Origin of the sequence: Capnocytophaga sp., assembly GCF_030532915.1 — a bacterium.
Taxonomy (GTDB): domain Bacteria; phylum Bacteroidota; class Bacteroidia; order Flavobacteriales; family Flavobacteriaceae; genus Capnocytophaga.
The window spans coordinates 1-22,658 of sequence record NZ_JAUNKD010000009.1; the positions used below are offsets into that span (position 1 = coordinate 1).

General features: G+C 40.8%; 16 protein-coding genes. 7 read left to right on the forward strand and 9 right to left on the reverse strand.

Annotated features, from left to right (window positions below; all coding sequences use genetic code 11):
• Positions 1 to 139 precede the first annotated feature (139 nt).
• The 3 genes from Q4D72_RS04060 to serC all read right to left on the reverse strand — a co-directional run bounded on the left by Q4D72_RS04060 (position 140) and on the right by serC (position 2,761).
• The gene (locus Q4D72_RS04060; RefSeq protein WP_303076207.1) at positions 140 to 631 is read right to left on the reverse strand and encodes a hypothetical protein; all 492 of its coding nucleotides are present in this window, start codon (positions 629 to 631) and stop codon (positions 140 to 142) included.
• A 507-nt stretch (positions 632 to 1,138) separates the two neighbouring features.
• The gene (locus tag Q4D72_RS04065; protein ID WP_303076208.1) at positions 1,139 to 1,531 is read right to left on the reverse strand and encodes a helix-turn-helix domain-containing protein; all 393 of its coding nucleotides are present in this window, start codon (positions 1,529 to 1,531) and stop codon (positions 1,139 to 1,141) included.
• 168 nt (positions 1,532 to 1,699) lie between these two features.
• Entirely contained in the window at positions 1,700 to 2,761 is a 1,062-nt protein-coding gene (gene serC, locus Q4D72_RS04070; protein ID WP_303076210.1) for a 3-phosphoserine/phosphohydroxythreonine transaminase, read from the reverse strand.
• A gap of 299 nt (positions 2,762 to 3,060) precedes the next feature.
• Here serC and Q4D72_RS04075 point away from each other — a divergent pair, with 299 nt between their 5' ends.
• From Q4D72_RS04075 to Q4D72_RS04100, 6 genes are all read left to right on the forward strand, one after another.
• Positions 3,061 to 4,014, forward strand: a complete 954-nt coding sequence (locus Q4D72_RS04075; RefSeq protein WP_303076212.1) for a YbbR-like domain-containing protein — start codon at positions 3,061 to 3,063, stop codon at positions 4,012 to 4,014.
• Complete coding sequence (coaE, locus tag Q4D72_RS04080) at positions 4,008 to 4,619, forward strand: dephospho-CoA kinase (protein ID WP_303076214.1); 612 nt, start codon at positions 4,008 to 4,010, stop codon at positions 4,617 to 4,619. Before Q4D72_RS04075 ends, coaE begins: the two co-directional genes overlap by 7 nt.
• A 50-nt stretch (positions 4,620 to 4,669) precedes the next feature.
• Positions 4,670 to 6,241 (forward strand): sensor histidine kinase KdpD, encoded by a 1,572-nt coding sequence (locus tag Q4D72_RS04085; RefSeq protein WP_303076215.1) that lies wholly within the window; start codon positions 4,670 to 4,672, stop codon positions 6,239 to 6,241.
• A gap of 88 nt (positions 6,242 to 6,329) precedes the next feature.
• Positions 6,330 to 7,091 (forward strand): response regulator transcription factor, encoded by a 762-nt coding sequence (locus tag Q4D72_RS04090; protein ID WP_303076217.1) that lies wholly within the window; start codon positions 6,330 to 6,332, stop codon positions 7,089 to 7,091.
• Positions 7,092 to 7,163: 72 nt separating this feature from the next.
• On the forward strand, positions 7,164 to 8,042 hold the full coding sequence (locus tag Q4D72_RS04095; RefSeq protein ID WP_303076218.1) for a DMT family transporter: 879 nt from the start codon (positions 7,164 to 7,166) through the stop codon (positions 8,040 to 8,042).
• A 1,210-nt stretch (positions 8,043 to 9,252) separates the two neighbouring features.
• On the forward strand, positions 9,253 to 9,921 hold the full coding sequence (locus Q4D72_RS04100; RefSeq protein WP_303076220.1) for a DUF6261 family protein: 669 nt from the start codon (positions 9,253 to 9,255) through the stop codon (positions 9,919 to 9,921).
• Positions 9,922 to 9,994: 73 nt separating this feature from the next.
• On the opposite strand, the gene Q4D72_RS04105 is transcribed toward Q4D72_RS04100, so the two are convergent.
• The 4 genes from Q4D72_RS04105 to Q4D72_RS04120 form a co-directional block, all read right to left on the reverse strand.
• Complete coding sequence (locus Q4D72_RS04105) at positions 9,995 to 11,941, reverse strand: SusD/RagB family nutrient-binding outer membrane lipoprotein (protein WP_303076222.1); 1,947 nt, start codon at positions 11,939 to 11,941, stop codon at positions 9,995 to 9,997.
• Positions 11,942 to 11,951: 10 nt separating this feature from the next.
• Positions 11,952 to 15,068 (reverse strand): SusC/RagA family TonB-linked outer membrane protein, encoded by a 3,117-nt coding sequence (locus Q4D72_RS04110; protein WP_303076224.1) that lies wholly within the window; start codon positions 15,066 to 15,068, stop codon positions 11,952 to 11,954.
• Between the two features lie 360 nt (positions 15,069 to 15,428).
• Positions 15,429 to 17,003: a M81 family metallopeptidase gene (locus Q4D72_RS04115; protein ID WP_303076226.1), complete on the reverse strand. Its 1,575-nt coding sequence runs from the start codon at positions 17,001 to 17,003 to the stop codon at positions 15,429 to 15,431.
• A 270-nt stretch (positions 17,004 to 17,273) separates the two neighbouring features.
• Positions 17,274 to 19,460 (reverse strand): glutamine synthetase III, encoded by a 2,187-nt coding sequence (locus tag Q4D72_RS04120; RefSeq protein ID WP_303076228.1) that lies wholly within the window; start codon positions 19,458 to 19,460, stop codon positions 17,274 to 17,276.
• A gap of 228 nt (positions 19,461 to 19,688) precedes the next feature.
• Here Q4D72_RS04120 and Q4D72_RS04125 point away from each other — a divergent pair, with 228 nt between their 5' ends.
• On the forward strand, positions 19,689 to 20,834 hold the full coding sequence (locus Q4D72_RS04125) for a hypothetical protein (RefSeq protein ID WP_303076231.1): 1,146 nt from the start codon (positions 19,689 to 19,691) through the stop codon (positions 20,832 to 20,834).
• A 74-nt stretch (positions 20,835 to 20,908) separates the two neighbouring features.
• On the opposite strand, the gene Q4D72_RS04130 is transcribed toward Q4D72_RS04125, so the two are convergent.
• On the reverse strand, positions 20,909 to 21,865 hold the full coding sequence (locus tag Q4D72_RS04130; protein ID WP_303076232.1) for an electron transfer flavoprotein subunit alpha/FixB family protein: 957 nt from the start codon (positions 21,863 to 21,865) through the stop codon (positions 20,909 to 20,911).
• 46 nt (positions 21,866 to 21,911) lie between these two features.
• Positions 21,912 to 22,658 (reverse strand): electron transfer flavoprotein subunit beta/FixA family protein, encoded by a 747-nt coding sequence (locus Q4D72_RS04135; RefSeq protein WP_303076233.1) that lies wholly within the window; start codon positions 22,656 to 22,658, stop codon positions 21,912 to 21,914.

Here is a 22,658-nt window from a genome sequence, read left to right on the forward strand (position 1 = left end):
CTCAAACAATTTTCAAACAACCTCAAACAACTTTCAAACCCTCTCAAACCCTCCTCAAACTATTTCAAATAAAAAACCTTTGCCAAGAGATGGTTTCTTGACAAAGGCAGTAAAATGAAAAGATGTTATAAAATGGATTCTAGTTTTCTTTGGGTTCGTCTGTTTTAGGGGTTACACGCTTTGATTTTGAAAAGAATTGCTTTTGCTCGCGGTGTTTTTCCTCATAGCCCACATTTTTTGATTTTACCCGATATGATGTATAGGCATAATCCTCCAATACATCTTGGTAATTGTCATAATCGTGGTATATTTTGGAATTTGTAGCCCGTGTAGTAAGGCTGTTGAGGCGCGAAATGATTCCTTCCAAGAAACTTCGGCTTTTGTAATCACGGAAAAACTCGTCCCAATCTACTTCCGGTGACCGCAGTTCAGGGCGGTTCACGGCATAGTCATACGTTTTGTTAATGAGCAGCTTGTTTTGCTCATTCACGCGTCCGTATTTGTTCCTGTCCTCAGGAGTTAAGTTAATGTTAAGTAACTCCATTGCTTTTTCCAACGCAGTAAGGGCATCACCGATGTCCTTCATCTGCTCTTCCGATAAATGGAAGTTGTTCAAATTGTTGATGCTCATAATTATCTTATTTTATTAATTATCGAGATGTTATATAAGGTATAAATAATACTCAACAAGATTGAAAAGATGATAGAGAACATTTTTGTTGTTATCCTCTGCAAAGGAACGAAGATTTTTAGAATGAATCAAAAAGAAAACGTTAAAATTTTTATAAAAAAACAAACCCTTTAATGATTTCGGACTTTTAATGAGATGACAACATACCTTTTTGATATGTTTTTTCAGGTTTAAAAATGAAAACCGAAAACAGATTAAAAGGTTTGTGTGGTAATTTTATGCTTAAGGTTCAATTAGTTATGGATTAATAGTATCAAAAAGAGCTAAAAGATGATATGCAAAATGGTTCGTACTATTAAAAACATGATATGGCGTATACTTTTCAGATAATAAAGGAATTACGGGATAATAAAAAACGGCTTTGTAATGTTACAAAGCCGTTTCATCTAATTCCAAATAATGGAAAAAGATTCCACAAACAGTATTTTGTTGATTTTTAATAAGTAATCAATGTTGTTTTTTATCTTTATATTGTTCCAATAGTGATTTGAGCAGGTTTATTTGCTCGTCTTTTTCTTTGAGACGCTCTTGGTATGACTCCACTAACTTATTGAGGGTCTCTTTACTTTCAATAACTAAATATTGAACATATCCGTGTCCGTATGCATCAGCATTGTAGGTTTGTGATTGTATGTTAAGTTTATTTTCATCAAAAAAATCACTGATTTCAGTCTCCAAAATTTTAGCGATTTGAAACAATCTATCCACCGTAACTTTGGTGTCTTCATTTTCCAGCCGTGCGTATGATGCCTGACTGATGTTGAGTTGGTTCGCCACATATTCTTGTGAAAATCCTTTCTGCTCGCGAACCTTTCGAATGTTAAAGCCGATGTTATTCATATTTCAATTATGATTATGCATAAAAAGTATGCAAATATACGATTATTGTTGATATAAATCCAAATCAATTGCATATATTTGCACCGCAAAATTGTATTAAGTGATATTTCAAAGCTGAGAAAGCAGGGCAGAAGGATTAGTTGGAGTGAGATGGGAACCCTGTGAGTATCAGCTTTTTTGTTCCAATTCTTTCAGTACATCAACCAGCACTTGCACGCTTTCAAGGGGTAGGGCGTTGTAAATCGAAGCACGATATCCGCCAAGGGTGCGATGCCCTTTGAGTCCGCTGATACCGGCATTTTGACAAAGCAAATCAAAGCGTTCTTGCAGTGAAGCATCTTTCAAAAAGAAGGTAACGTTCATCAGCGAGCGGTCTTCCTTGGCAGCATAACCTTCCACCAGCGCATTACGGTCAATTTCATCATAAAGGAGCTTCGCCTTGTGTTTATTTTGGTTTTCAAGGGCTTTGACACCGCCTTGCTGCTCAATCCATTCCAATACCAACAGATTTACATACACCGAAAAGGTGGAAGGCGTGTTGAACATACTCTCGTGCCGTATCTGATTTTGATAATCCAAGATGGAAGGGATTTTGCGTGACACTTTCCCCAGAATATCCTTCTTGATAAGCACCAGCGTACTGCCCGAAGCACCTAAATTTTTCTGCGAACCGGCATAAATCAGGCTGAATTGCGTGTAATCAAGCTCCCGTGAAAAAATATCGGAACTCATATCGGCAACCAGCGGAATTGACGTTTGCGGAACATACTGAAACTGTGTGCCGTAAATGGTGTTATTGGTGGTGATATGTAAATAATCGGCATCGGCAGGCACGGTAATGTCTTTCGGAATGTTTTTATAGCCGTTTTCTTTTGACGAAGCGATAATTTGCACATCGCCAAAGAGTTGGGCTTCTTTTATGGCTTTGCTTGCCCATACGCCCGTATCGATGTAAGCCGCCTTTCGTTCCAATAAATTATACGGAACGGACAAAAATTGCGTGCTTGCCCCGCCGTGTAGAAACAGTGCCTCGTACGAATCGTCCAGACCTGCCGTTTGCAACGCCAAAGCACGCGCTTTTTCAATCACACGAACGAATTCCTTGCTGCGATGTGATATTTCAACCACCGACAAGCCCGAATCTTCAAAATTAACCACCGCTTGCGAAGCCTTTTCAAAAACCGCCTGCGGAAGCAAAGACGGCCCGGCACTGAAATTGTGTTTTTTCATATCCTGATAGTTATTTAACGGAGGCAAATTGCCTTAAAAATCCGCGCGACAAAGATACGATTATTATCAATACAGCCGAAAAAAGATTTTTAATAATTTCTCGGGAAGCTGACAGACTAAGCAAGGGTTCCGAATAAATATTGCATATTTTGAACTAAAAGGCATATAATATTCAGAAATCCGAAAAACGGAATAACCCGCTCAAAAACAATTTTTTGAAAAAAAAGCAGTAAGATTTTTTTCTTTTACGGAAAAAATGTAGTTTTGGAAAAAAATCAGACCAAAATTTTGTTATTCCGATGCCTTTAACCCGACGAAAAATACGACTTTTTTTAGCAAATACCAAAAGAGTTACCCTGTTGGTTTGTGTTTTGCTGTCTTTTTTTCTGTGGATTCTGATTCGGTTGTCTAAAAATCTGCAACGCGAGTTTTTGGTTGATGTTACCATTACCAATATTCCCGAGCAATTGTTTTTAAATCCGCTTCAAAAGCATCAAATTCATATTCTGGCAGAAGGAAAAGGTTATTCGATGCTTAAATATTATGCTGAAAACCAATTTATTTCGGTTGATTTTGCTGATTTGGAACATATTGAAGGTAAAAAATACAAACTATCGAAAAATATTTCGGATAAATTGAAAGCTCCGCACGCTCCCGATTTAAAGATACACAACACGTATTCCGATACCATTGTTATTGATTTTGAAAAAAAATATACCAAGAAAGTCCCCGTTATTGTTGATTTAAATGCGGATTATCAACGTGAATACCAGCTTACCGAATTGCTCATACAACCCGACTCGGTACTGATTTCGGGCAACAAGCAGGGCGTAGAAACGTTTGATGTGGTTTTTGTATCGCTTCCTGAGCAAAAAAATGTTAAAAATTCATTCACACAGGTTTACAAATTGCAGCATACGGCTTCTGTGCGTTACCATACCGACAAAATTACCATTCAAGCGATGGTCGAAAAGGTCAGCGAGCAGCTTGTAAGCGTGCCGGTTAGGGTGTTGAACGTCCCGAAAGGCAGTCAAGTAAAGGTTTTTCCGGGTGAGGTTTCGGTTTTGTGTTCCGGTGATTTGGATATTCTTAAAAACATAACCGCCGATGACATTGTTGTTGAAGCCGATTATGATGATATTCAAAAGAATACGTTTTTGCCTTTGACAATCCGTACGAAAATCAAGCGTGTGAAGTTTTCGTTTTTTAAGGAAAATAAAGTGGAAGTATTAATCAGAAAATCAGAATGGTAGTAGGTTTAACGGGCGGTATTGGCAGTGGAAAATCCACAATTGCTAAAATGTTTGAAAGTTTGGGCGTTCCGGTTTATATTTCGGATAAAGAGGCGTTACATCTGATTGAAACTGATGAGCATATAAAAAAAAGAATTAGCGCGTTATTCGGAGAAAATGCCTATCTTAACGGAAAATATAATCGAAAATATATTGCCGCAATTGTGTTTAATGACAAAAATAAATTGCAGTTACTCAATGAAATAGTGCATCCGGCAGTGGCAAATCATTTTCAAGTTTGGAAAGCGAAACAATGCGCGCCTTATATCGTTAAAGAAAGTGCAATATTATTTGAAAGCGGGGCGTATAAACAATGTGATTACATTATTACCATTGTCGCGCCCAAACCCGAACGAATCCGTAGAGTAGTTGAAAGAGACAACGTTACGCCGCAATCCGTACGCAACCGAATGGCAAATCAATGGACAGAGCAAAAAAAGATAAAATTATCAAATAAGGTGCTCTATAACATAAATATCGGAATAACCTTGTTAAAAGTTCGAGAAATACATTGTAATTTAATTAAAAAATTGAAAAGTCAGCAATTTTACGACTCACAACGTTAAATTTTTGTTAAAAAACAAGGTGGGAAAAATTTTTATAGTAGTTTTGTACGATGAATAGAAGATTGAATGCAATAACCATCATTTTAATGACGATTTCCTTGATAGGAATTACAGTCATTCAAGGGTATTGGATTAAATCGGCTATTGATGATCGGGAAGAGGCTTTTTCGCATTCAGTGCGGCAGGTTTTAAGTGAAGTGGTTGCTGATATTGAGCAAAATGAAGTGAACCATTATGTGAGTAAAATTCTTGAACTCAAAGAAAAAGACACTGCATTGGTGCTTAAAGAATCTCATATCCACGAGTTTATGTACGTTCAGGAAAATAAAAATACACGTGAAACGTTTATTTATAAGCACGGCATTTTGGAAGAGGATTACAACTTGCCCACCGATTCGGAGGAAGAAGATTTACGAAAGATAAAAAATTACGTCAGTAAACAAACTCAACAAAAAATCGTTTTCGGTACGCAGATAGATAATCAAGTTGTTCCGAATATCGAAACGTATGAAAAATTAAGTCGCTTGCCTGAAATTGAGCGGCTTATGATTCAAGAGTCGTTCAAAAACATAATGGAAAAACTATCCATCATTGATCGGGTTTCAGTTGAACAGATTCAAGATTTGGTGAGCAAAAAGTTGATGCACAGAGGTTTGGAGGCAGATTTTGATTTTGCCATTTACAACCGAAATGTATTGTCAAATATCCATTCAAAATATTTCGATGCCAATGAAACCAAAGAGTATCGCACGCCTCTTTTTACAAGCAGTTCAGGAAATTCCATTTTTGAATTGGCGCTGATTTTCCCGCAACGTGAGCGTTTTGTGTTCTCGTCGGTGATAGGAATCGCTTCATTGTCAACCATTTTTATGATTGTCATTGTTGGGGTGTTTACCATAACCCTCAATCAAATGCTGACCCATAGGCGTATTTCACAAATCAAAACCGATTTTATCAACAACATCACGCACGAGTTTAAAACGCCCATCGCTACTACCAATTTGGTACTTGATGCCATCAAAAACCCGATGATCTTGCACAATCCGGAAAAGGTGTTGGCGTATGTTAAAATGTTAAAAGATGAAAACAAGCGAATGCACTCGCAGGTTGAAAATATTTTACAAATTTCACGTTTGGAACGAGGCGAATTAGACATTACCAAAGAGCCGCTTGACGCCCATATGCTCATTGAAATGGCGATGGGGCACGTGCAAATGATGCTTGATGAGCGTGAAGGCGTTATCCGAACGCATTTACACGCCGAAAATGCCGATATTTCAGCCAATGAATCGCATTTTACCAATGTACTTGTCAATATCATTGAAAATGCCATCAAGTATTCGCCCGAAAAACCCGAAATCGATATTTATACCGAAAATATTAAAAATAACAAAATACTCATACGTATCAAAGACCAAGGTCAGGGCATCAGCCGGCAGGCGTTGCGGCAAATTTTTTACAAGTTTTACCGCGAACATACCGGTGATTTGCACAACGTGAAAGGACACGGACTGGGGCTTGCCTACGTGAAAAGCATCGTAGACAATCACGGAGGAACCGTTTATGTGGAAAGTGAAAAAGGAAAAGGAAGTACTTTTTTCATTCAATTGCCTGTCATTTAAGCCGTGTTTGAAGTATTTTGGAAAACAAAAGTCACTGAATTTAACTATTTTACAAGTAAAAAGAACGTAACTTTTAAAATAAATAAAGATGATGGATGTAAACGAAATTTCATACGATATGAAAACAACAACCGGAACTAACAAGAAAATTCTTTTAGTGGAAGACGACCCCAACTTCGGGACCGTTTTGAGAGATTATTTGGTGATGAGCGGCTTTGAAGTGGTGCTTGCCAAAAACGGAATGGAAGGTTTTGATAAATTCCGAAAGGAAGCCTTCGATTTGTGTATACTTGACGTGATGATGCCCTACAAAGACGGCTTCACCCTCGCCAAAGAAATACGCGAAAAAAACGAGCGCATCCCCATTGTGTTCCTAACCGCACGTACAATGCGCGAAGACATCGTAAAAGGCTACAAAGTCGGGGCTGATGACTACCTAAACAAGCCGTTTGACTCTGAAATCCTGCTGATGAAAATCCGCTCGATGCTGCAACGCAAAGCCGTTGAAACCGTTGCCGACAGCAAAAAGTTTGAGTTTGAAATCGGTGAGTTCTTCCTCAATTCAAAGTTGCGTTATTTGAAGTATCGTGACGAAGAGCCGATAAAACTTTCACCCAAAGAGAACGAACTTTTGCGTCTGCTGGCTTTGCACGAAAATGATTTGATGCCTCGTGAGCTTGCCCTTTCAAAAATTTGGAAAGATGACAACTATTTCACCTCCCGCAGTATGGACGTGTATATCGCCAAGCTCAGAAAATACCTTCAAAAAGATGAAAAGGTGGAGCTGCTTAACATTCACGGCGAAGGGTTCCGTTTGGTAACAGACCGTGAGGCAGATAGTTTTATTTAGAACTTTTTTTTCATATTAAATTAAAATAGGTTATTTATTACAGGCTACTTTCGGGTAGCCTTTTTTCACGCTATGAAGGTACAATTAAAAGGCTACTTACTCGCTTTTATATCGGCATTGACTTACGGAATGATTCCGCTGTTTATGATTCCCATCAAACAGCGTGCTTTTTCGTTAGATGCCTCTCTTTTTTATCGTTTTGCCATTGCCGCTGTTTTCATTTTGGCTTATTTGCTTTATAAACGAGAATCACTGAAAATCAGCTTTCGAGAGAGCGGTATTTTCGTGTTTCTGGGGCTTTTGTACGCCCTTTCGTCTGAGTTTTTGTTTGCGGCATATGACTATCTCACGCCGGGTATCGCCTCCACCATCTTTTTTATGTATCCGGTGATAGTGGCGTTGTTGCTCGGGGTTTTCTTTAAGGAAAAAATCACATTGCCTACGATGCTTTCGCTTTTGGTGGTGTTCGTCGGGGTGTTTGTGATGAGCGTTGATGATGTTTCATCATTCTCCATTCCCTTTTTTGGGCTGTTTGTTGCCTTTATGGGAGCTTTTATCTACGGGGTGTATATGGTGGTGGTTAATAAATCACATATTCAGGCTTCGGGAATGAAAATAGCTTTTTATTCGCTGTTGTTTTCGAGCTTGTATTTCCTTGTGAAATCATTGCTTCTTGACGGAAAAATGGAAATCCCAAATGGTGAAACCTTCCTGCATTTAGGGCTTTTTTCGTTTATTACCACCGTGCTTTCAATGACAACGCTCATCTATGCCATTCGTTTTATTGGTTCAACGCCGACTGCCATTATGGGAGCAATTGAGCCCGTTATCGCCGTAGGTATCAGTGTGGGGTTGTTTGGTGAAGCCCTTACCATAAACCTTGTCGTTGGCGTACTGCTGATTATCTTTGGAGTTTTAATTGATATTATTTTCAGGAAATCAACAACTTAACTTTTTAATTTTATACTGCATAACAAAAAACCTTCGGTAAACATTCAGGCTTGCCGAAGGTTTTTTGTTTTCCGATGTTTTTTATGAAAATTATTTTTTTAGATTGAAATAACTTCATAACTTTTTTCAAAGGGGGAATTTTTAGGGAAGACATCCCCCTTGCCCCCTTCAAAGGGGGAATTGTTATAGGAAAATATCTTATGTTTGTTATAGTTTTCCTGTTTTTTGCTTAAAAATAGCTGTTAATGTACCTCAACGGCTTATTTCTGATTAAAAAATACTTATTGATGTACCTCAATGGCTTATTCCTAATAAAAAAATACTTCTTGATGTACCTCAATGTCTTATTTCTGATAAAAAAATACTTCTTGATGTGCCTCAATGACTTGTTTCTGATTAAAAAATAGCTGTTGATATATCTAAACAGTTTATTTATAACTAAAAAATAGCTATTGATGTATCTAAATGGATTTTTTGTAATTAAAAAATACTTGTTGATGTACCTCAATGGTTTATTTCTAATTAAAAATATATTGTTGATATATAGCTAACTCTATATTAATTGTTTTTTTTCGTACTTTTGGCTTGAACCAAAAGTACCAAAAGTTCAAGACTTTGGATACTCCGCTAAAAATCAATTCATTTCACTGGAAATCTCCAAACTTGCTCCCTGCGGTTGCTTCGAACAGTGGAGATTTCCTATGTTCCATTCATTGATTTTCTTAACGCTTCGTCTCCAATGTCGGAGTCTCACTCTTGAAAATAATACTAAATTTAAAGTGATATAGATATATACCTCAATAGCTTATTGCAAATTAAAAATATACTATTGATGTACCTCAAAGGCTTATTTCAGACTAAAAAATATTTACCTTAAAATAGTTTGTTGTACTAATTCCCCCTTTGAAGGGGGGCAGGGGAGATGTCCTCTCTAAAGACTCCCTCTTTGAAAGGTGCAAGAGGGAGCCTTCCTTAAAAAAATAGCTTCTGCATTATTTGATGAGGTCAATTATATAAAAAATACAATCAATTTCAAATAAAATAACCAATGAGATGTTAAATAGTATATTCAAAACGTTAAATTAAACTGAAAATGTGGTGTTTTATACTTGTAAAATGCTTTTTAGGTATGATTTTTGCATATAATTAATCGGATTAAGGGGTAAAAAATTATCCCTTTTAATGAGTTTGTAATTTAAAACAATAGAGAATGATACAAAAAATAGATTTGAATCGTACGCGTCTATTTGATTTTGTGGGTAAAATGAAAAATATTCAATCACATTTAGCCCAAGAAGACGTTGCAGCACTTGGTTTGGAAACAATCCAAGGGGAGTTTGTACAAAAACTCACTGAACTTGAAAAGGCTGTAAAGCCCATTTCAAAAAACGAGCATACTGCCACGCTCTCAGAGCTTGACGATGCCCGTGGGTTGATGCTTCGCGGAATGATTAAATTTTTCGAGGCATATAAAAACTTTCCGAATGAGGCAAAAGAAAAAGCCGGAATGAAATTAGTGCTTGTTGCTAAAAAGTACGGAAAAGTACCCGACAAACGCAAGTTTAATGAAGAAACAGCCCTTGTTGAAAGTCTCTTGCAAGACCTTGCCTTGCCTGAAAATGAGGCTCTTGTAAAACAAATCGGAGCTACTGAATGGATGAAAGCACTTAAAGAGAAAAACGATGAGTTTTCACGGGTGTTTAACCTGCGAACCAATGAATATGCCGGTACTGAACCGGGTTCAAGCAAAATGGCACGCAAGGAAATGTATGATGTTTTTAAAAAGTTAGTGAAAACCATCAATGCGCTTGCTTTTCTGCAAGGTACGGAAAAATACGAACGACTTATCAAAAACATCAATCAAGAGTTGGAACAATAAAACAGCTTCATTAAAATGAACAACCCCGCAAGCAAGAAAGCCTGCGGGGTTGTTTTTGTATAAAAACGGAATACTAACGTTTCTGCCAGATAAGCGGTGTTTCGGGTTTATCCGCACCACCGAGCAATTGCAAAGCACGCTCATATCCCGTAGGGTTTTTAGTTTTTAAATTGATGGGATAGCGCACGCGTCGGTATACGTTTTTAATATCCGCTTTGGTAGGGTCGGTATAAAACGGCATAAAAGGAAGCAATCCTTCAAGGTATGGATTTTCAAAGAAAGGAAGCCCCGTACGGCGATAGTCATTGGTAGCCTCAAACGGTTGCCAAGGGTTCTGTGCCAAATACTTTTGAGTCATAATCTTTGACAATACATCGTTATTGGTCGGGTGAACACCTTTGGGATAGTTGTAAGTAACTGTTTCTTCATTGCCGGTGGCATATACCTTGCGTTTAAGTTGCACGCTTGTAACCTCTTGCGTATGTTCAAACTTAACGGAAGTACCGATGCGATTGTAACTCTCGCTTTGCAAATAATCATCAACATATCGACTCACTTTGTGATACTCAAAACTGGCTCTAATGCCTAATTCATACCACTCTTTGGCTGTTTTGCCGGTTTGCCAGCCATAATGAGCCGCTTCGGCAAGCAAAAAATAGGTCTCCCAAGCACCGAAGTACACACGACGCAGGTCGCCACCGCGGTATTGCTTACCGATGGCAGGCAACCGCCCTAAATAAGCACGGAAACCCGGTCCGATGAGGTCTGTCTTTCCGGTGGCATCACCGCAAGTGAATGATGAAAAGGTGTATTTGGTATTTATTTTCTTTCCGGAACCGGTCGGGTATTCAATTTCTTGGTAATTCGGGTTGTCGAGGTCACGCTTTACATAGAAATTTACAAGCTCATCGTGATGCCCCGGAATGTGATAATTCACCAAAATACGCGGGTCAATTTCCGAAGGAATGTAATCATACAGGTATCCGGCTGTTTCCACGTTGGTTTTTGTAGGAAGAGCCTCAGGCAGGTACAAGCCCAAGTATTCATTAGGCGAGCGCAGGTGGTTGTTGAGGGCTTCTGCGGGCAAACCGTAAGCCGATGTGCCGGGGTATTTAGCCATTTCACTCACTGAAATGCCTCCTAATCCGAAAGCAATGTTAGTAAGCGTACTTGTAATTTCCATACCGATGTAACTGAGTGCGAAGATAGAGCCTGCGGGGTCTTGTAAATCGGCAATGTTGGATTGCGCCACCGAAGCATTATCCGAATTATGCGTGATAAAGCCTTTCTCAATATCGCCAACTTCTTGTAAAATAGCCTCAAAACGATTTTTCCCTACATCGCCTACGTTTGAAAATCGCATCGCGTATCGCAATCGCAGTGAATTGGCATATTTTTTCCACGCATCGATATTTCCGCCGTAAAAAGCATCAAAGGCATCGTTGGTAACTTGGCTGTTGCTGTCAAGTTTGCTCACGGCAAGTTTCAATTCGTCTTCAATATAGGCGTAAATATCCTCCACGCTGTCATATTCAGCTACTTTACCTTTAAATCCGTTCTTGGCAGGATACGGACCAAACATATCGGTAACTTCCGAGAATAAATAAGCGCGGTAGATACGTGCCATCTGTACGTAATTATTCGTTGCAGGCGAAATGTTCCCGCCTTTGGCAATGCGTTCTTCTCCAATTTCAATGGCTTGGCTGGCATCGTTAATCCACTGAGCCATTGAAGCCCAGTAATCGGTCATATAATTATTCTGGTCTTGCAAAACTTGCGGACCGTGAATAGGGCGGAAGGTGTAGCGCGCCCCCCAAAGCCAAGTGCGGTGAAAGAGAATGTCACGATTCCACCAACTGAGTTGTGCATCGGCAACGGCGGAGTTGAAAAGCCCTTCAACAAGTACCGAATTGCGGTCGGCAGCGTTGGGGTCTTTATTGATTTCTTCAAAATCTGAACAGGATTGCCACAGCAAGACGGCAATCAGTGTGATAATGGTTTTAAATGCTATTGGTTTCATAATGTAAATTTTAAAGTCCGACAGAAATAGTAAACGTAAATGACCGTGTGGTGGGCGGTGTGCCAAATTCCAATGCGGTAACATTTGTTCCGGTCCCCGAAACAGACTCAGGGTCAATGCCGGGAATGCCCGTATGAATCAACCAAAGGTTATTGGCGGTGAGCGATAGTTTCAAATTTTGAATGCGCATCGGCTCTAACCATTTTTTATCGAAATTATATCCGAAGGAAAGGGTTCGCAAACGCACCGAAGTGGCATCATAGATGTTGGCTTCGGTAATCCCGATGTTATTTTGTGCCAAAGCACCCCAATAGCGTTGCGGACTAACCGCTTTGGCATTCACATCATACCCGCCGGAAGCATTGGCAATCACGCCATCAACCACAAACGACTCACGCTCTCCGCTTGGAGCAGTTTCAGCTGCCATACCATAGCCGGTGAGTAGGTTTCGGGTCATTGAAAAGATTTTTCCGCCCACGCGGGCATCAACCATAAAATCAAGGTTGAATCCGCGCCAAGCAAAGCTGTTGTTCACCCCGAGCATAAAGTCAGGTTGCTGATGACCCAAGTAATTCAATGCCGTTTGGGAGCGTTGCGGTAAGCCCTCGGCGGTGAGTATCATTTTGCCGTAATGCGGACTTTGAGCATCTTCAACCCGTCGTATTTTTGAACCGTAAATAGCGCCGTATTCTTTGCCTTTTTCGGCAAGAACGGTGATTTCATCAACGGTCAAAAGGGTGTAGGCATTCACGTCGGTGTAAAGGTCGATGATTTGGTTTTTGTTTTTCGAGAAATTTACCGAAGCGTCCCAATTCAATCCGTTGGGGTTGGAAAGGATGCCTGCGCCGAGTGAGATTTCAACGCCTTTGTTTTCAATATTTCCGGCATTGATAATCCTAAAACTGTACCCGCTGGTTTCGTCCATCGGCAATTGCAATAATTGTCGGGTGGCGTTGGTTTGATACACGGCGGCGTCGAGCTTCAATCGGTTGTTGAAAAAGCGCAGGTCAATCCCCGCTTCATACGATTTGATAAGCTCACTGAGCACCGAGCTGTCATACAATATTTTATTGGTGGAAATAATAGGCGTTCCCCAATAATCTTTGTTCACCGAGTAACTGTTGTACAGCATATGAGGTTCAAGGTCGTTGCCCACTTCGGCATAGGATGCTCTGAGCTTGACAAAGGTAATCCACTCGGGCATTTTCATTAGCTCGGAAACAATGCCTGAAAAACTCACCGAAGGATAAAAGTAAGACCGATTGGCTTTGCTCATCGTTGAAGACCAGTCGTTACGGAACGTAGCGTCGAGGTACAAACTGTTTTTCCAACCGATTTGCGCCGACCCATAGAGCGAGTTCATTTTGCGTTGGGTGAGCAGCGAGTTCACGACGGGTTTTTCTTTTCCGTTATTGAGCGAAAAAATATCCGGAAGAAGCAAATCACCCGAGTGAGCGCTCATTTCCGAGGTTTGTTGCGTCATTAAATTGCCCCCGAAGGTAAGGTTTCCACTTAGGTTTGTCGTGTTGAAAAGGTCATTTTTCTGTGCGATAAACAAAAAGCTGAGGTTTTTCTCTGAAAATTCTTTTGACCCTTCGGAATAAAAACCATTTTTGGGTACGGATAAACTTCCGGAATGCTTGCGGTGGTACATTTTGGTGTTGTAGTAATCTAGTCCCGCTTTGATTTCACCCCGCAACCAGTCGGTAAATTCATAACTCAATGACCCGAAGCTGATGTAGCGGTTGCGCACGTCATTGTTTCGGTTGTATTTGAGCGTCCACCACGGGTTGTCATCGGGCAGGGTTTGAGTGTCATACCAAATTTGTTTGCCATCAACTATCGGCGGATTAAATTCGCGAATGTCCAGCGTTCTGGGGAAGATATTCAAGGTTTTGTACACGTTGGATTGGTTCAAACCTTGAATGGGGCGGTTGTTGGCATTGGTATTTACGTAATTGATTTTAAAATCGATTTTCCAACGCTCGCTTTCCCCCAAGGTGGAGGTGGCGCGCAAGGCAACCGAGGTTCGGTTTAGTTCGGTTTCGGGTACGATACTGCTGTTATCCATATAATTAACCGAAGCGTAAACCGAGGTTTTCTCGATTTGTTGCTGGAAGGTTACCGCTTGGGTGGCGGTGATGCCTCTTCGGAAGAAATGCCCAATGTTGTCATACGCTGCCAAGGTAACAGGCTGTCCGTTCCAGCCGGTAACGGTTTGCCCCGTTATTTTGGGTCCCCAATTGACGGTCGTTTTAGGGTCGTACGTGCCATCAATGCCCTGTGCAAAGCTGTTTTGCAGTTCGGGGCGTACGAAAATATCTTCGGTTGCCAAGGTGCTTGACACTGAAATGCCCAATCCTTTTTGTTGTTTACCTGATTTGGTGGTGATTAGTATCACGCCATTTCCGGCACGCGAACCATACAAGGCTGCGGCAGAAGCACCTTTCAGCACACTGACCGACTCGATGTCTTCGGGATTGATATCTTGCAGACCGTTACCCATATCCATACCCGAATTACCCCAAATATCGGCAGCACCACTTGCTTTATTGTCAATGGGAACGCCATCAACCACCACCAAAGGTTGATTATCGCCCGTGAGGGAGTTTTGTCCGCGCAAAATGATTTTTGACGAGCCCGCCAAGCCTCCGGCACCTCTAACAACTTGAAGCCCCGATACTTTTCCGGAAAGGGCGTTGGTCACGTTGGCATCACGCGATTCAAGCAATTTAGCGCCATCAACCTCTTGCAAGGCATAGCCCAATGCTTTTTCGCTTCGTTTGATGCCCAAAGCCGTAACCACGATTTCACCTAACTGTTGTGTGTCTTCTTTCAGTGTAACATTGAGTGTTAACATCTGTGTGCCACCCGCAATCTTTTTCTCTTGGGTGGAAAAACCTACGTAACTGAACACAAGGATGTCGCCTTGTTTGGTTTGAAGGGAATACTTGCCGTCAAAGTCAGTTGATACGCCTTGCGAGGTGTTTTTAATAACAACACTAACCCCCGATAGCGGAATGCCTGCCTCATCAGTAACAGTACCTTTCACCGTGCGGTTTTGTGCCGATGCAAGTGTGAAGAATCCTGCAATAAGCACAAATGTGATTAAAAGTTTTCGTTCCATATTGCTCTAAATTTGGTTACTAATAAATAAATTTTTCTTTTTCCGGCTTTTGGAAAAAGATATATTGAAGAAAAGAGCTTTGTTGTTTCGTTTATTTGAAGCGTTTTTTTATTGAAAAGCACTGTTTTTTGTATGAAAATCAAAGTGTGCGATTCAATAATCCGATGCAATCAAATAAATTAAACCATTTTTGAAGGGTGATTTTACGACAGCGTAGTGTGTGTTATATGCAGAAGTGTATTGTATTTAGTTGTTTGCTGTTTTATTTGGCAAAAAAATCCAAACAGAAAGGTTTTTTGAGTGTTTTTACTTGTATGTTACTTTTCCGTTTGGATTTTTTATATGATTATGATGTTATTTTTACAATTGTTTTACGGGCGGTTCGGTAGCCAACGGCACAAACCGAGCTTTTAGGTTGGGTTCGGGCATATCGGCATCTAACGGATACATTGGTCGTTGAATGTTTTTGTAAGGCAGGCGCATCAAATCTTGATCAACGCCACCGGGGGTTAGTGCCATTACCCAGCCTTTACGCATATTGTACAGCTCAGGAACCAGATAGCCTATCTTAACCACTAAAATGTCGGCTTCACGCGGATTTAATCCCAGTTCGGTAAAGTAACGTTCCAAGTGATATGCTTTTCGTTTTTCGGTAACGATAACGGAAATGCCGCCACTTTTTACCACTACGATGGTGTTGTCTTTTTCGTCCTTTTCGATGGTAGTGATGGTTCCGGCAATGCGAACCGGAGGCGCATACCGATTATCAACTTTTGCGCCGGCAGCAGCATCAATCTTTCCGCCTACACCGATGGCAAGGGCTTGTTTTACGAAGTCAGCATCGGGTATGGAAGCATAAATGAGTTGTTTTCCGTTTTCGTTTTTAAATTCGGGGCGTTTGAAAAGTTCGGTAAGTGTCCACGTAACATCGCCTGCACCGCCTGCGGTAGGGTTATCACCCATATCACTGATAATAAATGGTTTTTCGGTGCTTGCCAAGGCTTGTGAAAGGCATTCGGGCAAGTAGGCGGTTGGGGCAACGAACTCAAATTTGTCGCGCACGTCCCAGAAGTGTTTTGCCAAAGTTTCGGCGGCTTTCCCGACGGCTTCTTTATCATCGCCATAAGTCATAATAACACCGTGGTTACGTGGCTCATCAGCCCAAGGGTATGACATCCAAATAGATGCGTCGATTACCTTGTTACCGTCAATAAGGCTCGGGATTTGTCCGTAAAGGCTTTTTGCCGGTTCGATGCGGGTACTTGTTTTCTCGCCCGGAAGCAAAATCGGAACGGGAACCCACGCTTTGTAGGCAGGTTTGCCCTTACCGCTTTCAAGTCGGTCAAGCAAGTTGGTTAAAGCCCGTTTTTTGGAAATCATCGCGTCTTCGTGTGGAGCGAGCCGATAGCAGGTAATCATATCAATGTTTTGTGCCAAACGAGGCGATACGCTTCCGTGCAAATCCATACACGACGATACAAGCACGTCATTCCCGATAACTTCGCGAATGCGAACGATAAGGTCGCCCTCGGGGTCTTCCAGCCCTTGCACGCTCATCGCTCCGTGTATGTCGAAGAAGAGACCGTCAATCGGGAGTGAAGCTTTGAGCATTTCGAGGGTTTTGGTTACCATTTTTTCGTAGGTTTCGCGTTCAACGATGCCACCGGGCATTGCGTGTGAACGAAGGGTAGGTACCCAGTCGGCACGCTGTACCACGCCCGAGTCGGGTACGAAAAAATTGTAGTACGAAAAGATACTGTCGCCAATGCGTAGCGGAAAAGCATCTTCACGTGAAACTGCCGGAGAAAACGTACTTGATTCAATGGCGATGCCGGCAATAGCCACACGCGGAAGTTTTTTCGGTGTTGCGGTTTCTTGGCAACTTGTAAGGCTGAATAAGCCCAAAATCAATAACGAATAGAGTGTTTTTTTCATAAGAAAAGAAGATTTGGTTAAACGTTACAAAGGTAGTTAATTTTTGTTACAAAAAAGATTTATGAATTATTTTTTTAGGATTTTAACAAAAATTTAAGCCTCTGACCTTTTTTTGAAAGAAGTCAGAGGCTTGAAATAATACATCCTGTTTTTAGTGATTCGGGTTTGTTTGCTGATGCGATGAATTGTCTTAGTTTAATGTGTCGTATTCATACAATCAGCTTTTTGTGTATATGAAAATACTTTGATTTTATGGTTTGCCAACGGGAATTAATTGGTAAAAAGCAATTCGCGATATTTGGTCATTGTCCAAAGTTCGTCATCAACCATAATTTCGAGTTTGTCGCAATGATAACGGATTTCATCAAAGAAAGGCTTCACCTCGTTGCAATAGGCGTTGGCTTGGGCTTCGGCGTTTTCGAGTTTGTTGGCTTTTTTTCGCGCTTCAATCATTGCATCGACCTTGCTATGAATGATTTTGATATGCTCCGAAATACGTTTGATTAATTCAAGTTGTTCAGCGGCAACTTCTTGATAGTCATTACCAAAGATTTCTTTCAGTCCCTTCACGTTTTCAATTAAGGTGTTTTGGTAACGCACCGCCGTGGGGACGATGTGGTTGCGGGCAATATCGCCGATGAGTCGCCCTTCAATTTGAATGTTTTTGGTGTATTCTTCCAATTCGATTTCGTATCGGGCTTCAATTTCAACACGTGTCATTACACCCAATTCCTCAAAAAGAGCGATGGCTTTTTCCGAAATATTGGCTTTCAGGGCTTCGGGCGTAGTTTTGTTGTTGCTCAGCCCTCGTTTGGCGGCTTCTTTTTCCCACGCCTCACTGTATCCGTCGCCTTCAAAACGAATTTTTTTGGATTGCTTGATGTATTCACGCAGTACGTTGAAAATGGCTTCGTCTTTTTTGAGTCCTTTTTGTTCTATGAGTGAATCGACTTCCTTTTTGAAAGCGATTAACTGCTTGGCAACGATGGAGTTGATGATGGTCATCGGCTTTCCGCAATTGGCTTTTGAACCAACGGCACGGAACTCAAATTTATTTCCGGTGAAGGCGAATGACGAGGTGCGGTTGCGGTCGGTATTGTCCAAAAATAAATCCGGAATTTTTCCGACAACGTTGAGTTTCAGGTCGGTTTTCTCTTCGGGAGAAAGTTTTCCGTTTGAAACATCTTCCAATTCATCAAGCACGCGGGTTAGTTGCTCGCCGATAAACACGGAAACGATTGCCGGTGGCGCTTCATTTGCCCCCAAACGATGGTCGTTACTTGCCGAAGCCACCGAAGCGCGCAACAGTTCTTCGTAATCGTGAACGGCTTTGATGGAGCAGATGAAAAACGTTAAAAATTGTAAATTTTTCATTGGTGTTTTCCCAGGTGCTAACAAATTTATGCCCGTATCAGTAGCAAGCGACCAGTTGTTGTGCTTGCCCGAACCATTTACGCCAGCAAAAGGTTTTTCGTGGAAAAGCACCATAAAGTCGTGACGTTCAGCTACTTTGTTCATTACGTCCATCAGTAGGGAATTTTGATCAACCGCCAGATTGGCTTCCTCAAAAATGGGAGCTAATTCAAACTGATTGGGAGCCACTTCGTTATGTCGGGTTTTTACGGGAATTCCCAGCAGAAGGCACTCGTGTTCCAAATCGCGCATATAACTCAGCACACGGTCGGGGATAGAGCCAAAGTAGTGATCGTCAAGTTGTTGCCCTTTTGCGGCTTGATGCCCTAATAAGGTTCTGCCGGCAATCATCAAATCGGGTCGGGTGCCTGCCAAGGCTCTGTCCACCAAAAAATATTCTTGTTCCCAGCCCAAAGTCGGAGTTACTTTATTTACGTTTTTGTCGAAATATTTAGCAACTTCGGTAGCGGCGTGGTCAATGGCGGTTAGGGCTTTGAGTAGCGGGGTTTTATTGTCGAGCGCTTCGCCTGTGTAAGAAATGAAAATCGTTGGTATGCAGAGGGTTGTTCCGTAAACGAACGGAGGCGAGGTGGGGTCCCAAGCGGTATAGCCACGCGCCTCGAAAGTGTTTCGGATTCCCCCGTTCGGGAAACTTGACGCATCAGATTCTTGCTGAACGAGTTGCCCGCCGCCAAATCGTTCAACGGCACGGCTTCTGCCAACGGGTTCAAAAAAGGCGTCGTGCTTTTCGGCAGTTGTTCCCGTTAGGGGTTGAAACCAGTGGGTGTAATGCGTAGCGCCCTTTGAAATCGCCCAATCGCGCATAGCTGCCGCCACTTGGTCGGCTACTCTGCGGTCAATTTTGACACCGTATTTAATGGCGCTCATCACGCTTTCAAAGGCTTCGTTGGTCATAAACTGACGCATTGCTTCTTCATTAAACACATTTTTTCCGAAAAGTTCGGAACGCTTTCCTTTTTCGGTGATGATAACGGGTTTTCGTTCGCCCACCTTTTTTAGTGCATTAAATCGTAAATTTGGCATAGAGTATCTTTTTTTTATGGGGCAAAAGTAAAAATAATATATAAAAATACAATAGACCCCCTTAAAAAAATGTTTCTGTTGTAAAATAAATAGTGTTTTTTAGAAATTTCGTTGTTTTTGAAATGGAAATAAATTGAAGCGAGAGATGAAAATATTTAATTAAAATTTTTATAATGAAAGAAAATAATCGTACTTTTGTAGCAGATAATTATTAAAAATAATTCATTTATGAAAAAATTAATTGTATTGGCAGGTGTTGTTTTTACACTGGTAGCCTGTCGAGGAAACAAAGATGACGTTGTTCCGCCCGAACAAACAAACACGAAAATTATTTTGGGATTTGAAAATGACTTGGCTGCGTACAAGGTTCCTAAAAACATTCCAATTAATTATTTTGGTCCTAATTTACTCTGTTACATTTATGATTTGGCTGACGCATTGGCCGCTTCGAATGCCGAGTTGAATCGGTTTTATGATAAATATCAGATTGTTAATAGTTCAGGAGCTGAAATTAAAAACAATGAACACGGTATGGTTTTTGCCGGTGACCAAGAACGCAATGAGTACATTTGCCGGCCGTATAAGTTTGAAAAAGAATGTGATGAGAGCAAAACCACAAGAGGAATCAGAGAAAGAAAAGTGTACGGACTTATGCCCAAAGAACGAATTGTGGCGTTTTACAAAATGAAAGTGGCTGTGGATAGCAATTTAGGAGGGCAGTATGAGTACGAAACGTCTTCTTTTTACGTTTTTCCTACTGACCAAGCCTATGCCGAATATGTGGGAATATTGAAATCTATTTACAATGATGAAGCCGAGCCCTACAAATTTGTGGATGTGCATCAAAAAGGCTTTCCGTTGATTCTTTTAGGTGTTAAGCGAGACGGTTACAATTATCCGCCGCTTGATTATATTCCACATACGGTTTTTCCATACAATAATGGAGAAACCCAACCTCCTTTTACCTATTATAACTCAACAGATGCGATGCACGTACTTAATGAACGTTACAAAAAAGCATTTTTTGGTAAGTATCGTTTTGAAAATTATGATAAAAGAGAACTGAATAATGTAGGAATATTTCAAAATGAGGCGATTGTAGTAACGGATGCCGAGAAGATTCTCAATGAAAATTCACCAAAATCCAATGCAAATTTGCAGATTTACATTGGTGGTAGTTACAGTTATTCAATGTATTTGAACAGCTTGAATATTAAATTATTGCCTGAACATAAAACAATTGCGTTTTATCATTATGGAGATTTGCGTTTGTTTGCTTTGTTCCCTAATACGGATTCGTACAATGAATATGTGTTGATACTCAAAGGGGTAATCAATAAGAAAGAGGCGCAAGATAAAATTTTTGTGGAATAGAAATCTTTATCATATTAATTAATAGAAAAAACGTTGTTAAACCAAGTTTAACAACGTTTTTGATTAGCAAAAAATTACGCTTTAAATTTTCTTAATTTTTCAATGAGTTTGGGAACCACTTCAAAAGCGTCGCCCACCACGCCATAGTCGGCAGCTTTGAAAAACGGCGCATTTTCATCGGAATTAATAACTACTTTCACTTTCGAGGCATTCACACCGGCTAAATGTTGAATGGCACCCGAAATACCGATGGCGATGTAGAGGTTCGTGCTGATAGGTTTTCCGGTTTGCCCTACGTGTTCTTCGTGCGGACGCCAATCCATATCGGCAACGGGCTTGGAGCAGGCAGTGGCAGCGCCTAATACTTCGGCAAGCTCTTCAATCATTCCCCAGTTTTCAGGACCTTTGAGTCCGCGACCGCCCGAAACCACGATTGAGGCATCGTCAAGTGATACTTTTTTGTTGTTTTTTTCAATTTTGGTTACTGTGGTGTTAAAATCGGTATCTGTTAGGGACGGACTGAAATTTTCTACCTGCATATCGGTGGGCGTTTCTCTTAATCCGTAAGCATTTGCCGATAACCCAATGATTTTTTTGGGTGTGTCGATTCGGGTTAAACCGATGGCTTTGTTTGAAAAAACATTGCTTTTTACCACAAAATCAGTTCCTTCCGGAAGTGAAATTACATTTGATACATAACCAGCTTGCAATGCCACTGCTAAAAACGGAGCTACTGCCTTTGCATTGGAAGAAGAACTCATTACAATGATGTTACTGTTTTCTTTTTCAGCTATTTGAGTTATTGTTTTGGAAACGGCTTTGGCAGAAAAATGATTGAGTTTTTCTGCTTTAACGTCAATTACTTTATGTACGCCGTAATTTTTTAACGCACTTACCTCATCAACGTTTATGGCAACCGCCACCACCGAAGTGTTTTGATTTTCAGCGACGGCTCGTGCATACGAAGCCACTTCAAAAGCCGATTTTTTTAATTTTCCGTTTTCGGAATCAATATATATTAGTACAGACATAGTTTCTTTTTTATATTATAATTTGTTTAAAAAGAGTGTTTTGTGTTTAAATTACTTTTGCTTCGTTGTGTAACAAATCAATGAGTTGGTCTAAATTATCGGGCGAAATCATTTTAACAGCCTGTTTTGCAGGTAACTTCTCAAACGCAACGGGCGTTGTGTGTGTTGCCGTGTTTTCGGTTTCAATGACCGTAATTTGCTTGGTTCGGGCAGCCATCAGGTTTCGCATATTGGGTATGCGCAAATCTTTTTCTTCAACCAACCCTTTTTGTCCGGCAACAACTAGTGGCAGTTGAGCCGTAACGGTTTCTTTTCCACTTTCAACCTCACGAACCGAAGTTGCGCTGTTTGCGTCTATTTCAAGCGAAACGCATTTATCAATAAACGGAACGTCAAGCAGTGCGGCAATCGTTGCTCCAACCATTCCGCCGTTGTAATCAATGGATTCTTTTCCGGTGATAATCAAATCATAAGCGCCTTCTCGGGCTATTTTTGCAATTTGTGAGGCTACAAAAAATCCGTCGGTAGCTACGGCATTAATCCGAATAATTTCATCGGCTCCCAAGGCAAAGGCTTTGCGTAGTGTGGGTTCCGTTTCAGCAGTTCCGACATTGATTAACGTTATGGAAGCGCCTAATTTTTCCTTTAATAAAATGGCTTTGGTCAAACCAAATTCGTCACTCGGATTGATGATGAACTGAACGCCGGTGGTGTCAAATTTCCGATTTTCGTCCGTGAAATTTATTTTTGAAGTGGTGTCAGGCACACTGCTGATACAAACTAATATCTTCAT